Source organism: Streptomyces sp. BRA346 (assembly GCF_052851135.1).
Genome location: NZ_JAIWIH010000024.1, coordinates 1 through 14,272 on the forward strand (window position 1 = coordinate 1; position 14,272 = coordinate 14,272).

12 protein-coding genes and 2 pseudogenes are annotated in these 14,272 nt (G+C 65.2%); 10 read left to right on the forward strand and 4 right to left on the reverse strand.

Annotated features, from left to right (window positions below):
* From LCH29_RS26645 to LCH29_RS26675, 7 genes and pseudogenes are all read left to right on the forward strand, one after another.
* Positions 1-267, forward strand: a pseudogene (locus LCH29_RS26645) (hypothetical protein); the annotation flags it as partial.
* Between the two features lie 341 nt (positions 268-608).
* Positions 609-1,337 carry a hypothetical protein gene (locus tag LCH29_RS26650; protein ID WP_446464261.1) on the forward strand — a complete coding sequence of 243 codons (729 nt, stop codon included), beginning with the start codon at positions 609-611 and terminating at the stop codon, positions 1,335-1,337.
* Positions 1,338-1,566: 229 nt separating this feature from the next.
* Positions 1,567-2,718 (forward strand): DUF3800 domain-containing protein, encoded by a 1,152-nt coding sequence (locus LCH29_RS26655; protein WP_446464262.1) that lies wholly within the window; start codon positions 1,567-1,569, stop codon positions 2,716-2,718.
* A 58-nt stretch (positions 2,719-2,776) separates the two neighbouring features.
* Positions 2,777-4,135 carry a hypothetical protein gene (locus LCH29_RS26660; RefSeq protein WP_446464263.1) on the forward strand — a complete coding sequence of 453 codons (1,359 nt, stop codon included), beginning with the start codon at positions 2,777-2,779 and terminating at the stop codon, positions 4,133-4,135.
* A 64-nt stretch (positions 4,136-4,199) separates the two neighbouring features.
* Entirely contained in the window at positions 4,200-4,343 is a 144-nt protein-coding gene (locus tag LCH29_RS26665; protein WP_446464264.1) for a hypothetical protein, read from the forward strand.
* A 328-nt stretch (positions 4,344-4,671) separates the two neighbouring features.
* A complete protein-coding gene (locus LCH29_RS26670) occupies positions 4,672-5,562 on the forward strand; it encodes an RNA polymerase sigma factor (protein WP_446464265.1) in 891 nt (296 codons plus the stop codon).
* A 543-nt stretch (positions 5,563-6,105) separates the two neighbouring features.
* A complete protein-coding gene (locus LCH29_RS26675; protein WP_446464266.1) occupies positions 6,106-7,596 on the forward strand; it encodes an HNH endonuclease in 1,491 nt (496 codons plus the stop codon).
* A 72-nt stretch (positions 7,597-7,668) separates the two neighbouring features.
* Here the strand turns inward: LCH29_RS26675 and LCH29_RS26680 are convergent, their stop codons facing one another.
* A complete protein-coding gene (locus tag LCH29_RS26680; protein WP_446464267.1) occupies positions 7,669-8,940 on the reverse strand; it encodes a hypothetical protein in 1,272 nt (423 codons plus the stop codon).
* 154 nt (positions 8,941-9,094) lie between these two features.
* Here LCH29_RS26680 and LCH29_RS26685 point away from each other — a divergent pair, with 154 nt between their 5' ends.
* The 3 genes from LCH29_RS26685 to LCH29_RS26695 all read left to right on the forward strand — a co-directional run bounded on the left by LCH29_RS26685 (position 9,095) and on the right by LCH29_RS26695 (position 11,303).
* Positions 9,095-10,252 (forward strand): hypothetical protein, encoded by a 1,158-nt coding sequence (locus tag LCH29_RS26685; RefSeq protein WP_446464268.1) that lies wholly within the window; start codon positions 9,095-9,097, stop codon positions 10,250-10,252.
* A gap of 175 nt (positions 10,253-10,427) precedes the next feature.
* On the forward strand, positions 10,428-11,027 hold the full coding sequence (locus LCH29_RS26690) for a hypothetical protein (protein WP_383157159.1): 600 nt from the start codon (positions 10,428-10,430) through the stop codon (positions 11,025-11,027).
* Between the two features lie 90 nt (positions 11,028-11,117).
* Complete coding sequence (locus LCH29_RS26695; RefSeq protein WP_383157161.1) at positions 11,118-11,303, forward strand: hypothetical protein; 186 nt, start codon at positions 11,118-11,120, stop codon at positions 11,301-11,303.
* 543 nt (positions 11,304-11,846) lie between these two features.
* On the opposite strand, the pseudogene LCH29_RS26700 reads toward LCH29_RS26695, so the two are convergent.
* The 3 genes and pseudogenes from LCH29_RS26700 to LCH29_RS26710 form a co-directional block, all read right to left on the reverse strand.
* Positions 11,847-12,320: pseudogene (locus tag LCH29_RS26700) on the reverse strand (tyrosine-type recombinase/integrase); the annotation flags it as partial.
* Between the two features lie 116 nt (positions 12,321-12,436).
* On the reverse strand, positions 12,437-13,075 hold the full coding sequence (locus LCH29_RS26705; protein WP_446464339.1) for a hypothetical protein: 639 nt from the start codon (positions 13,073-13,075) through the stop codon (positions 12,437-12,439).
* Entirely contained in the window at positions 13,036-14,136 is a 1,101-nt protein-coding gene (locus LCH29_RS26710; protein ID WP_446464269.1) for a sigma factor-like helix-turn-helix DNA-binding protein, read from the reverse strand. The genes LCH29_RS26705 and LCH29_RS26710 overlap by 40 nt, the downstream gene beginning before the upstream one ends.
* Positions 14,137-14,272 lie beyond the last annotated feature (136 nt).

Below are 14,272 nucleotides of genomic sequence, written 5' to 3' on the forward strand. Positions count from 1 at the left end.
GACACCGAGGGACCTCGAACTCGCCGCATAACCCCAGCAACCCCGAACCACCCCAAAACCGACAGGGGTGTCTTGACGGAAGACATAGAGGCACCCCCCGTGATCAGCCCGAGCGCCTCCTCCCACATCGGCCGAGGCGGCTCACTCGGTGTCGCCGATCCCGAGCACGGGAACGCCTTCGGCTACGCGATGAACAACATCATCGGAGGTCCCAACGATGTGCGAGCGACGTTGCTGGTTGACGCTGTGCAGATGTCGCTGGCGTAGCTGAACACGGGCACCGTCAGTTCTCCACACGCAAGACTGGGCCGTGGACGGCAGCCCAACGAGATTGGTCAGCAACGACGCAGCGTCCTGTGCATAGCCTCGGCACCGGCTGCTGGGCATCAGTTCCCTGCGGGATCGCCCCAGGGTCGTGGCCATCAGAAGCACTACCTGCGCAACTAGACAAACCGCTCATCCGAACCGGTCACCGCCGTACGGAATCTGGTCAGACTCGACCAAGGCGGCCACAACGAGGATCTCAGATCTGCTTCGACCTTCAGCCTGAGTGCCATCGCTCTCACACTGGGTCGCAATCAATGACCCGGAGGTGGCCCGTGGGCAAAATGACAGAGGAGCAGCGGCAGCAGCGAGCCCGAGCCAGGGCCCGCAGCGCAGCGCTGGAAGCAGAGGAGGACGACCGGCGCCGGGAGGAAAAGGACGAGGAGTGGGAGCGGGAAGGCACGTACCTGAGCCGCGAGGAGTTCGAAGCAGGCCATCCTTGCCGCGGCTGCGGCGAGCCGATTCTCGACGGCCGTGGCAACCTACCGCCGCTACTGCGGATGACGTCCGAAGAACAGGCCGAGCACGACGCGGAAGAGGCTCGGTACAAGGAGCGTCACGGCGAGTGCCGCGCCGTACGCTGGACGATGAGCGGATCGCGCACGCAGCACTGCGGCCACTGCTGCCCGCCCCCTCCCATAAGCGAGAAGCAGAGGGAAGTGATCGCTGAGCTACTCTCCCACAAGACCGACAAGCGGGAACTGGACGACTGGGACCTCATACTCACTTGCGACCACACCGTCCGTAGGACCCAACACCGTGATCACCAGCACTACTCGATACCCGTAGCACGGTGCCCGGCCTGCGGGCAGCGGCGGGGCGTAGTCGAGGCCGTACACATCGGCCCCACGGAAGATCCCAAGGGCGAGGTCCGGCGGGAACGCTTGGACGCCGAACTTCGGAAAGCCAAGGCGAAACTGGAGCGACAGCGCAAGGCCGCGGCGAAGACGGAACAGCAAGTCGACGAACTCGCCGGGAAACTCGGAGGAACCGAAAACCACTCCGATAGTTGATTAGCGTACTGTCTCTGCGGCAGGCTGCATATGTATGCGTCGGCAACAGGTCTACCGGTCCCTCCCCCGCCAGCTCAGAGGCACCTGACCCCACGCAGACGTTCCGCATACCCGCATCGACACATCCACATGCACGGGGCCAAGCCCGGTCCCCTCCACGGCTCGACGCGGCATGGAGATGATTCCTAGGCGTTGCCGCTACAGGCCCACGTCACCGATCATTTCGCTCATGCCAGACCCAAACACGCGCACGCCCAACTCCGGTACCGGGCTTCCGGGAGCGAGCTACAGCCGCCGAAACCATCCTGCCTTTACCAGCGACCAGCCCGGCCGCAGCCGCTGGTTCGCCATCGACGAGGCTGGCAATGATGGAGATCAGCTCTATGGGCGTGAGCACCGCTACTTCGTCCTCGGTGGCATCGCCATCGATGACGCAGAGGCCGCTGAAATCCTCCAAGACATCCGCACCCGAGCTCGGGTGCAGGCACCGGAGATTAAATTCCAACGGTCCTTCAGCAAGCTGGGCGACGCCTGGAAGCGCGACATACTCGCGGAACTCCTGTCGCCGTCCGGCGCCCTAGCTGGCCGAACCATACTCTATGTCGTTGACAAGCGGTACATGATCGCTACGAAATTGGTCGACCTTCTCATCGAGGAGCGCTACCACGCCCTCGGCATCGATGTCGTAAGCAACGGGATCGTCCGTAAAATCGCGATTGACCTCGCCACCTGGGGACCGAAAGCTGTGGGCGCCGACCACTTCGATGTGCTGCTAGCCACTACCGCGATGTTCTTCTCCAAGAAAAATCGCCGCGGCGACAAAATCAGCGCCGACGAACTCTACCGTATCTACCGTGAGGCGGCATCCTACTCTCGCCGCAAGAAGAACCCGGCTGTACGCCATCTCGCCGACGTCTTCGAATTCCTGGCGAAACACACCCGCGTCTATGCCGAGGAATTCGCCGCGGAGCGCAGCCAAGCCGCCGCAGGCGTCCCCAGCGCAGTTGCGGGCCTGGACGATGACGCGATGGACCCGATCATCCCCGCCCTCGCCGCGTTGGTGAGCTCCGCATCCGCACGCTTTGGGCGCCTCGACATCCTGGCAGACGAGCAGCGACTCCTCACGGACGAGAAGTTCGACGTCCTCGACAAGGCGATCGCCGCCATGATCACTACATGGCACCAGCGCGACGGGCACGCCCTGCGCGGTGAGCTGGTGCGCGGCCAATCCGCCAGCCACCCGTCGCTGCAACTGGCTGACCTCGTCAGCGGGGCCGGCCTGGCATCTACCCGTCACAGCGATAGCGACCCCGAATCCCAAGAGGACCTGGATCTGGCAGTGCGACAAATATTCCTGCCCGACAGTCTCCTCATCCCCTAGATTCCCGGTGCGCCACAATCTGGTGGCCCCATGCGGTACCAGTACATACCCTGACAGGATGGAAAACAGATCGGCAGATTCAGATGACACGTCCAGCGCGGCGCACGGCATCGGCGGATACGCCTCTGCGCAGGATCTGCCGTCGGTTCGCCAGCTGCATCAGCAGTTGCGGCAGGCTCGGGCGCTTCGGTTCCTGATCCCCCGTGATCAGCGCCCGGACCTTGTGGTCATCGAGCGCCGACTGCAACACCTGTGCGAAACCGTGGATGTGTTCTACCAGGTGCTGGGGCCCAGGAATTGGATCTTCCACGAGAACCTCCCCGTCGACGTCATCGCCGAGCTGCTCATATCCGAGGGGGGTCCCGAGGCTGCGGAAGAGGCGTTCATCGCCCTGTACACCGACCAGGACGCGCTCGCCTTCCGCCTGCAAGTGATCAATAAACTGCCAGCCCTACGCAAGCGGCGGCATCTAATCCTCAAAGCTCACGAGGACTACGCCGCCGGCCGCTACTACGCCTGCATTCACCTGCTGCTCAGCGTCATGGACGGCTTCGTCAACGAATTCGAGACCGTACGCAGGGGCCTGCACGCGCGGCAAGCCGAGGACCTTCATGCATGGGACAGCGTCGTCGGACACCACATGGGCCTGGCCAACGCGCACAAGACGTTCATCAAAGGGAAAAGCGCCACCAACGAGGACCCCGTCTACGAGCTGTACCGCAACGGCATCGTCCACGGCAGCCTCCTCAATTACGACAACATCATAGTGGCGACCAAAGCCTGGAACCGTCTGTTCGCGGTCGTCGACTGGGCCAACGCCACACTCAAGGAGAAGACCCCGCCGCCACCCCGGCCGACCATGAGGCAGCTATGGCACTCACTGTCCGAACTTAGTAGGCACCAAAAGGCCAATGACGTCTGGAAGCCACACCGCGTCAGCTCAGGCGACGCGGGCTTCAGCCAGGAGGCCCCTGCCTCGGCCACCGAGCAGTTCCTGACGGCCTGGGCACAGTGCAACTACGGGCGGATGGCCCAATGGATCTCACAACCCATCCGCGACAAGCACGGCGCTGCCATGCCCCGCGAAGTGAGGATGCTGTACAAGGACCGACCACTATCAGCCTTCACGGTCTTGACCGTCGACCACATCGCGCCGGCCTCCTGCCTCGTCGAGGTCGAGGTCCACCTGGCCGATCAGCCTGACGGTCAGGCAGTCCCGGCAACCTTTCGGTGGCTCTATGAAGACCCGCAAGGAGACCCTGTCTCGTCGCTGCTGCCGGGCCAGTGGCGGCTGTACTGCTGGGAGCCCGACCGGTTCATCCCTTATCCCGACCTCAAGGGATGGTTGAAGCCGGACCCCAACGCGCCGGACGCGAAACCCGATCTACGTGAGCGGCCGAAGGGGGGCCTGGCCTGAAGTACGCGAAATGCAGGGCCTGCGGGCACCGATCTCAGCGCCTCATCATCAACCCAATGTCCGCGTGAACTCCAAGTCAGCCCAGGTGGTACGTCATGGCGTCGTCTCCGCAGTGGACCTCGCTGACGCCGTTGACTGCGCCTACCGGCTGCGCCAGAACCTCTCCGACCGCGATGTCGAGTTGTGCACCACCGCCCAGGCCATCTGATCTGACGGCAGCAAGATCAGGCGGGCGCCTCACAACAATTCGCGGCGGTATGTCATGAGGATGAGCCTGCCGCACCTCTTCAGAGATGTACGGCCCATGCCCCGAAAGCGCGGGAAGCGGGAGCCGCTGATCGAAGGAGGTTGTCCGGTGGAGGTTGCCGGCACGTTGATGTCCATCGCTGTTCTTCTGGCCCCGAGCGTGAAGGACTGGGTGGACAGTGTTACCTACCGCAATCGGGCCCAGGGCAGGGCGGCCTTGGTCCGAGCGCGGCGCGGGGAGGAAAGCGAGCAGCACGGTGAGGGGCCGGGCAAGAGGCAGGGGAGGGGCCGTGGCTGAGCAGGCACAGGATCCGGTGTCGGCCTTGGACACCGTGTACCGGGATCACCATGCGGAGATGACCGGGCTCGCCCGTCGACTGCTGGCCGAGGAAGGAGTCCCCGACTCCGTCGTCGGCGCTGAGGACGTCGTGCAGACGGCGTTCGCCAAGGTCCTTCGCGCCCCTGAGAGCGTCCGCGAGCCCCGCGCATATCTGTACGCGGTGATCCGCAACGACGTAAGGGCTGCAGGGCGTGACAACCGTGTGCAAGGGAAGTCGGCCGCAGCGGGTGGTGCACAAGGACAGGTGAGTAGGGAAGTCCACGTCGCCGATTTCAGCGGACTGGTCGCCAACCGCATGGCTGTGTACAAGGCATTGCACGACCTTCCGCCGCAGCAACGCACTGCAGTGTGGGCGACCAAAGCGATGGACTATACGCAGGCCGAAACGGCCGAGTTCATGGGCAAGAGACCTGGCACCATCGCCACCCATGTGCTGCGGGCCGTGGTGGCACTCCGCGCCAATCTCGTCGCGTTCCTTGTCGCGATTGCCACGGTGCTGGTGCTCGGCGGCGGGCGAGCCCTTAAAGAAGTGTCAGCTGCGGGCAGTGAGAGAGAAAGGGATCCGCAAGCGTTCTCGGCCGATGGGGTGGTGTACCTGGCGGGCGCCTTACTCCTTGCCACTGGCCTTACCATCTGGGCTTTTTGGGCATGGCGCAAGCGTCGACGGGGATTCGATGAGACCGGAACGTTCGCGCGACAATCAGTGACGAGGCGCCTTCAGCAAGAGCTTGGTCAGTGGTGGTGGAGGCTGGGCTCGGAACGGGACATACGACGGCAAGGTCGAGGTCCCGATGACACATACGGGTACGCGCGAACCCGCGTGTACCTGCCGGACGAATAAGCCGAACCTGCTGTTGAGCCATTCAGCTCGCCGAGGTCTCCTCGTACACTCCCTCAGCAGTGGCATGGCGCACAAGACCCGCGTCATCCCGCAACCAGGCCCGGCCGCCCCCACGGGTGAGCACACGCTTGCGTACAGGCCATGGCAAGTAGGCTACCCAGCTTGCGGACGCCCATCCGTTGGCCCAGCGCGACGCCGAAGAAAGCCCTGAGCAGGTAGTTCTGGTCTCATTCGCCCCCGTCCGGCGCCGTCCAAGAGCGCCGCCATCACTCCCTCGACCCCAGGTCAGAACACCCCCGTCCCCCGCCGGACCCCCAGACGAAGAACTGGAAGGCGTGTTGGGGGCAACCCCTCACGAGTTCGAATCTCGTATCCTCCGCCAGTGCCTTCACCGGGCACGAACGTCGAAGGGCCCCACCCCTCGCGGTGGGGCCCTTCGACGTTCGTGGTTGCAGTTACCATGATCGGCGCACCGTCCGCACGAGATCGTTGCGGAGCCGGCTGCCAGCGAGGCCGCGCAGCCCCAGTCACAGAGGAGAGACGGTGTCCGCTGACAAAGTCATCCTGCACGGCCCGATCGGGGAGTTCGCCCGTCAGCTGAGCCCGTCAGACGATCTGCACGCCGAAGAGATGTATGCGGCAACCATCTCGGTATGGTCAACAGCAATCGCGCCCACCGTGAAGGTTCGCTCGTACCTACCGGGGGTGCGTCCGACGCTGGTGTGGACTGCGTTTGTCGGAGACAGCTGGAATCCGTCTGAAGGGATGGCGCAGACCGTGGTACGTGCACTGCGCGTGCGGGACTCCTTCACATCGCTGGCGGGGCGCCACCCAGTCAACAGCGCGGCCCACCTCTTCAGCGCGGTGGAATCAGCACGCCGCTATCCCTCCCTGCACACCTCCGCGCCACGGAGCACGTTGCTTGAAAGTTCTCCGTTCCGATGGACTCCGGTCGGCAAGCAGCGACTCCAGAGTGAGCTCAACCACGCGTTGCGTCAGGCGTGGGACGGCAGCAACTTCTTGAGGGTTGACGCGAAGAAGCAGACCCCTGCCCAGCGGGAGCTGGACCGTATACCGCCCATGGTGGGAGTCCTCTGGGGAATCTCGGATGTGGGATGGAAGCAGCGCCCGTACGCACCAGGGGATGACGCCTTCTACTCCCGCTTCCTCCCGTTCAAGCTCCGCGGTCTTCCCCGCGACGGTCGCCCTGCCCAGACCGGCCCCGCTCCCGAGCTGGTCGACGCGTATGCATGGGCGATCGGAAGCCAACGAGAAGTGAAGTTGGGGCGAGCCGCAGCAGAGAAGTGGGACAAGGTCAGAGCTCTTGAGGACTCGACACTGCTAGACAGCCCGGCCCCAAGGGACGCCGCCTTCACGATCCGGGTGGGGGAGCACACCCTTCGGGTGGCAGCGGCACTCGCCGCCGCAGAGACGTCACCCGTCATCGAGCCGGACATGATCGACGCAGCGTGGTCCCTGGTGTGGCGCTCCATTCGCGATGTCGCCGACCTCGCCCATACGGACAGCACTCTGCTTGAGGATCCCCTTGCCAAGACCAGCGTGGCCGCGCCGACCGACGTGGGCTCGGCCGACGTTCGCGTAGAGCCTTCGTGGCACGCGGAGGGCGCCGCCCCGGACTTCCCCGATATACCTGTCCCGCGGAGAACTGCAGTAGTACAGGCCCCAGACCGAGATTCCCGGGTCACACGCCAGGTCAAAGCGTTGTACAACAACACCTGCCAGTTCTGCGGAACGATGATCGAACTACCGGCGCCGCTCTTCGCCTACAGCGAAGCTGCGCACATACAGGCACTTGGCGCGCCCCACAACGGTCCCGACCGAGTCGAAAACGTGCTCTGCCTCTGTCCGAATTGTCACGTCCGCTTCGACATGGGTGCCCGCTTCCTCACTGATGCACTCCGCATCGTCGACGCGGCCACAGGCAATGATCTCGGCCCTCTGACGGTTCATGTTCAGCACCGAATCCGCCTTGAGTACGTCCGGCAGCACCGCTCCCGCTGGGCTGACAAGTAGCGATCACCGCGCACCGAGCTATGTCGCTTAGAGCAAAGACATGACTGCTGCCGACCAGTGCCAGCCCAGCCGTCAGAGTCTCTGGCGGCCGTTGAGGACCGTGCGGCACACGCTGCAATACATCGCCGCGTACCGCCCGTACCTGCGCATCAGCTGGCTGCACCCGGCGCATGGCCCCAGCTCCCACATCGGGCATCTCAGCGCGGCGGAGGCGGCGGCCCGCTCGACTGGGGTGATCCGCATCGGATCATGAGAGCCCTGTACGGGCATGCGGGGCAGGGTGAAGCCGCCAGTCGGCTGGCCTAGGTCGCGAATGGGCCGGGCGTCGCTGACGAACCAGCCTTCTTCTCCTGCCCGGCAAGTGCGGTCGATCTCCTGCTCGGCGAAGGTGATCACATCGTCGTCCTCTTCGGCCGAGGCTGGGGGAAGAGGCGTCCGTTCACCGACGATCTCCTCCCACAGCGTGCGATCGTCCTGCGATACCCACATGTGCCGACCGGCCCGGCCGTTGCCGCGGCTGGGCACGTAGACCGGGACGCTCTCCCCCGTGGCGCTCTGCAAAACCAGGTCTTCGATGTGGACTGGCCTCTTCTCAGGCACGCACAGCGCGGGCACGAACCAGTCGGCGTGAATCGCGCCACAGTGACCGGCGCCCTCACTGACGAGGCAGTGGCGGTCGCTGCTCGGTACGCACTTCCAGACCTGAAGGTGACGGTACCCGCCACGGATCACCATCTCTTTGCCATCCGCGATGTCCTTCCACGGCATGTCGTCGACGCGTGCCCACGGCGCTCGGTCGATCAGGGAGGCTGCCCGGTCCTTCGCCACCCAGAGGGGTGTGATGCCGTGCTCCACAGCGTTGGCCGAGCGGCGGTGCACGCTGCTGGGGCTGAGGTGGTGGTACTGGATCTCCCAGCCGATCCGTAGGCCGCTGGGCCCGGCGACGACCGCGTCGGTGACGCTCCGCCGGTTGGCTACGGGAACCTCGGCCTCGGAATCCAGCCCGTACCGCATGGCGGTTTCGACGACCCGTTCCTTCGTGGCCTTGTGCTGTGCACTCTCCGTCGGGGTCGGCTTGTGTGTGACCGGCAGGTGAGAGGCGACCAGGGGCCTTCGGCCCCCCACCCTGCCTCGACGGATGAACATCCACGGAGACTTCCCGCCTGTCTCCGACTGGCACTCCCGCCCCTCGTGGTGTGCCAAGCACTCGAGCAGTTGCGGATCTCGGTCGGTGACGCGCGCGGTGATCTCGCCGAGCAGCTCCGGACGGCCCGGATGCCCGAGATCGGGTAACGACAGATTGATCTCTATGCCATATCCGGTGTGCCACACCCCATTCGCCATTCCTCCACGATAGGAACGGCTACTGACACTCAACAGGGCGCACACCAGGGGAATATGGCGGGGGCGAGCCCTTTGACACGGCCCTGCAGCGGTATCAATAGACGGGCAAACGATCGCTGACCACAGTCTCGGGAGCACAGGGGTGGGGTAACAGGTGACTGATCAGTCGGTATTCGTCCTGGGGAGCGATCTGCAAGCTCTGGAGCCGGCCGCATTCGAGACCGAGGCGGAGTTCCAGGAGCTCCTCGCGCGCCACCCGCGGGTGCTGGATTTCGGCTCTCTGGCCGATGGCCGGCCGTTGCGGCTGGTGCTGGTAGCGCGAGAGATGGGTGTTTCGACGAGTGTGGAGAGCAGTCCAGCCTACTGGCTGGACCATCTCTTCGTCGACGCCGACGGGGTGCCGACGCTGGTGGAGGTCAAGCGGGCAAGCGACACCCGGCTCCGGCGCGAGGTGGTGGGCCAGATGTTGGACTACGCGGCGAACGGAGCACGTTACTGGCCCGCAGCGCTGCTTCAGCGCTCCTTCGAGGAGACCTGTGTCGCAGACGGCCGACTGCTGGAGGAGGCGTACGGGGAATTGCTCGGGGACCGCTCCCGGGAGGAGTTCTGGACGACGGTCGAAGAGCGACTGGCCACAGGGCAGATGCGGCTGCTGTTCGTCGCGGACCGGATCCCGCTGGAGCTGAGGGCGATCGTCGAGTTCCTGAACCGGCAGATGCGGCAGACCGACGTGTACGCGGTCGAGCTGACTCAGTACCGAGGCGAAGGTGACCTCCGCGTCCTCGTCCCGCGCGTCCACGGCGAGGTCGCCACGGCAGCGAAGTCCCCGTCCGGCCGCCGCACCACGCAGCGAACCACCCGGGACGACATGGACGCGGTGATAAGGACTCGCCTCGCCCCGGAAACGAGGCGTATCGCGACCGCACTACTCGATCACGCGGCTGCCAGGGGACGGCCGGAGGGCGGTACGGCCAAGTACCCGAGCATGTCCGTCTACTACCCAGTCGCTGGCCGCCAGGTGCCGCTCTGGACGCTGTCCCTGTACGACAGCCCCGCCAAGGAGGAGCTCGCCTTCAGCTTCGGATCGATCACCCATCACCTCGACCTCGACGCGACGGCGGCGTTCGCGGAGTCTCTGCCGGCCGTTCCCGAGCTGCAGAAGAAGCTGGAGGTGCAGCGGGAGAAGGGATACAAGGGCTGGCCGTCGGTCCCTCTGACCGCCCTGGCAGCCGAACCCGGTGCTGTGGAAGGGATCCTGGCTGCCATCCAACAGCTCATGGAGAGCCGGGGACCGTCCGACAGTGTTGGTTGAGCCGGGATTCGGCGGCAGGCGAGGTCCACGCTGATGAGGGGGCCGGACGCGATCGCCGTGCCGACCGAAGCGGGCCCGCCCAGCGTACAGCGCCCAATCCCGCCGAACTTCGCCTACTCGCGCCGAACTACGCCGGAAACCGGTATAGTCGTAGAGAGGCTGGAGGAGGTGACTGATGAGAAAGGCTGATCTGCCCGCTTGGAACGACTCTGAGCTCAATATGGGGTCGATGGTCCGGGCCGCGCTGTGGCTCGTCACGGTGGTCGGCGAAGGAAACGTGTTCACGAAGAGGGATCTAAGGGAGGCGTTTCCCGGTGTCGCGCAGATCGACCGCCGGATGCGAGATCTTCGAGAGTACGGCTGGTCCATCGCCACCAATCGCGACGACGCACTGTTGGGGGCCAACGAGTGCCGGTTCGTGAAGGCTGGTCACCCCGTTTGGGAACCGGGTGTACGCCGGGCTGCCCGTGTGCCTGAGCGAGCCAACGTTGACGTGCTGCCGACGCTGAGACCGCTGGAAAGGATCGTCCAGGCACCCGATCCGGATTCAGTCTGGGAGCGGCTGCAGAGCCTGTCCCCTACCGAGAGGTCGCTCATCATGGCCTGGATGGCCATGGACCGTCGCCCAAGCTCACCTGTTGATCTAGCCTGGCGCGCCTATCGCAGCTTGTCCGACCAACAGCGTCAGCGAATGACCGTGAGGCTTGCGGAATTGATCAGCTCCGAAATCTCAGCAGAGCTGCCCGCGCCGCAGGGAGACAGTGACGAGCGATAGCCCACATGCTTCCGCCGGATCCCGTGTCACCTTCCACAGATCTACGGGCTCCGGCGGATGGTCCCCATCCATCGAGTGAGGAGTAGAACCATGTCCAGTATGCGCGTGCTGCTGGCCGAAGGCGAGCGACCGCCGAGGCTTGAGCTGTTCGTGGCTGCTGTCGCTGTCGGCTATGCCGCTGGCTATTCAGCTGGCGTTGGCACCCAGGCGGAGCAGGTGATCGGCTGCGCCACGGTGGCCGCGATCGCGTGGGTATGGGAAAGGTGGCGGCGCTGATCACCTTCCCTGGCTGGTGACCCGTCGGTCCCTGGAGCCGGCCCTCGCTTCTGGAGGGTCGGCTCTGCCACGCCCTGTGGCTGTGCACCCAGGTCAGCGGGCGTGACGCAGGTGCTGTGGCCGCATTGGTGCTGACTCGTCACCGGCCGGTGCAACTCGGGCTGGAGCTGGCTCACAGTCCCGTGACGGGCTGACCGGCCCCTGATCAGCGATGATTCCGAGACTGTGTGAGGGCCGCATCAACGGGCCCTCACATGCAGATCAAAAACGGCCTCTACGGGGTAGATCAGCCCGGTGGCCACCGCTCTGGTTGCAGTTTTGGTTGCATTCACCCCCGTCCGGAGCCGTCCGCCGCCTGTCCAGCGAACCGCTCCATCGCAGGTCAGAACACCGCCGGCCCTCGCCGGACGCCCAGACGAACAGTTGGAAAGCGTGTTGGGGGCAACCCCTCACGAGTTCGAATCTCGTATCCTCCGCCAGTGCCTTCACCGGGCACGATGTCGAAGGGCCCCACCGCTCGCGGTGGGGCCCTTCGACGTTCTCTCAGCCCTCGTTGTCCTGGTTTTTGTCCACAGGCGGTGTTTCCGGCGGTGCCCAGATGGCGATGGCGATCTTCCGGGCCACGTCCTTGAGCATGGCGTCCGGCACGTGCAGATACCTCGCCCGCATACGAGCGGAGGTACCCGGCTCCCACCCCATGATCTGATCAATGACGCGATCCGGGACACCGAGCAGCATGAGCACGGCGGCGGCCGTGTGCCGGGCGTCGTGAAGCCGAGCGTCCCGAACCCGCGCGTCCTCCAGCAGCCGCTTCCAGTCGTGATAGTCCGTGTTCGGGCTCAGCGGGCCACCAAGCGGCTTGGTGAACACCTAGGGCGACTCGCCTCAGAGGTTCCCCGCGGCCGCGCGCTCCTGATTCTGCGCTTTCGCGTGGGCACGGAGCATCGTGACCAGCGAGCCAGGCAAGGGCGCCGTCCGGCGCCCAGCCCTGGATTTGGTGTTCTTGGTCCCACGCCGCGTCTACACCCGGCCCGGGCGCGCCGGTCGGCCGCGCCGCATCCGTTGAGCAGCTGCGGCCAGAGCCAGTGTGGTCGCCTCGATTGCTTATGTGATCACCAGCCGGACGGCCCACCTCATGAAAGCGTGATGCTAGGGCGCGCTGCGAGCAGCGTCTCTCCAACGACCATGGCCCGCCAAAGTTCCGGCACGCAATTGAGCAGCAGCCGCAGCCGCCGCTGCTCGTTCGACAACAGCCAGGTGAGAAGAATTCGAGCTGTCAGCGACTGCTTCAGCTCGAACGCAGAGTCCACGGCAGCCAGCCCCTCCAAGGCCGCTTCAAGCCTCCTATGCGCCTCCTTGGAGCCGTGCACGAGGTAGTTCCTCGCCTCCTTCAGCACGGTGAACCGCAGGATCGCCCCGTCCCCCACAGAGTCGAGCTCCGCCTGTACATCGGCCCTCGCCCAGCCATCGGTGACGCGCGGGTCACCCCCTCCGAGCTTGTCGAGGTACATGTCGGTCAGGACATCGCTGACTGCAGGCGGGCGCTGGGTCAGAGCCGTCCGGTGTTTCGCGCGGAGCGCGGGATCGGCGAGCCGTCGCCTGACAGCCGACCCGTCCACCGCCACGACCGCTCGGATCCAGCCCCGGCGCCGAAATTCGAACTCCTGCATAAACGACTTGATGAACCGCTCCAAGTGGGTGGACCGGTCCGCAGGTCGCAGCTCGCCCAAGGCTACGAGGAGCCGTTCGATCTCCTGCTGGGCGTGGTGCAACGCTGTCGCCGCCTGTGGGGTGCCAGCCCGCTCTCTTGTCCTGGGGGCGGGAATCGCGGCACCGTCGGCGATCGCAGCCCGCTTCGCAGGGGTCCACCCCCGGTAGTAGAGGCGTACGGACTCTGCGGACGGACGCCTGCGACCGGAGCGCTCTTCTGCCTCAACCCAAGAGGCGTACCCCTCGAAGGTGGCTGGACCGCCAGCGGACTGGGCGTCGCGGAGGAAGTCCGCGACGGCCGCAGGATAGTCCCGGGGTTCGAACAGCAGCAGCCCTCGGGCCGCCCCCGGGAATCGGGGGTGAGGTCGAGAGCGACCTGTGCCTTTGCCCAGGACCCAGCCCCCAACCGCTTCATGACGGTCTGACTCGTGGGCGGCCACGGCCTGGCACCCTTTTGAGACTCCATGCCGAGTTCTTCCAGCACGGACTCCCGTCGCGCGTTGTAACGCGCCGCGGATATGCCGACCTCTGCCCCGGACCGTACAAGTTCCTGAGCGGCGTGGATCAGGCCGAGGATCTCCGCGACTGCCATCGGCTCAACTCCGGCCCGCAGGAGGGCCTGACCCGTCTCCTCCATATCATCGAGATCCATATCCCGCGCCGCTCCGTGCCGGTCACCCGTCAGCCCCTGCTCTCGGGCGAGCGCGTACCAAACGGCGGCCTCGATCGCGGTAGTCGAAAACGCGAACTCCTGGACATCCACGTCGAAGAGCACCTTGGCGCTGGCGATCGCTTCACGCACCACTACCGCGTCGACCTCAGGGAACAGGAGAGCAAAGCGTGCTTCGACATCGCTACGGCTCGCTCCCGCCTCCGCCAGCTTGGCAATGCCCTCTCGATGTACCGTCAGAAATTTGTTGACTTGGCTGGTCAGTTGCTCGGCTCGTGCCTCACGCCGAGCACTGCGAGCATCCGATGCCGAGACGGCATCGCTCCAGTTGCTGACGATCTGACGTACCCGCTCCCCGGAGACACCGAACGTCTCCCCAATTTCCTGCAAGGTACGACCAGCCGCGTACTGCCTGCACATCTCCCGATCACGGTCTTCGTTCGACCGCCTCATGGCGCCAACCCCTCCAGCGAACGGCGCACGCACGCCGCTTCGACCGCTCAAAACGTCCCTTGGAGGCTATCTCCGGGGTACGACAGCCCCTCGGGTGAATGGAAGATCAGCGCCCATCATGCACGTGCCACGTGTG